We start from the raw sequence: 388 nt of genomic DNA, 5'->3' as shown, positions 1-388 counted from the left end.
GGCGTCGCCGCCGCCGTCCTGCGGATGGGCCCGGATGCGCACGCCGCGGACGCGGTCAGAAGCCGCCAGGTGCTGGTCGAGCTTGGCCTCGGCGCCGTCGGCCTCGATGTCACAGAAGACCACGAGCGCGCTGGGAAAGCCGTACTGCTTGCCGACCTCCTCGAGCCAGACCGTCTCCTCGAGCGCGTCGGGGCCGGCATAGGCCGCCGCAACGGCGGGAGCACCCGGCCAGGGCGGTGCGTCAGACGTGGTCGGTGCGGCCGGGGGCGTGGGACCTGGATGAGTGGCGGGCACGGTGCGATCGGCACCCGCGGCACCCGGCAACGCCAAGGACCATCCCACCTGGAGCACGCTCGGTGAGCTGAGAAGTCCTCCGCCGGGCTGAGGG

Annotated in this window: 1 pseudogene; it reads right to left on the bottom strand. The window is 73.5% G+C overall.

The window, feature by feature from the left end:
- Positions 1–330 (bottom strand): annotated as a pseudogene (locus I6F37_RS44350) (hypothetical protein); the annotation flags it as partial.
- Positions 331–388: the final 58 nt, after the last annotated feature.

It is taken from the genome of Bradyrhizobium sp. NBAIM08, assembly GCF_020193935.1.
In the GTDB taxonomy this organism is placed as follows: domain Bacteria; phylum Pseudomonadota; class Alphaproteobacteria; order Rhizobiales; family Xanthobacteraceae; genus Bradyrhizobium; species Bradyrhizobium yuanmingense.
The sequence above is the reverse complement of the archived record's forward strand: the minus strand, read 5'-3'. Positions and strand labels throughout refer to the sequence as shown.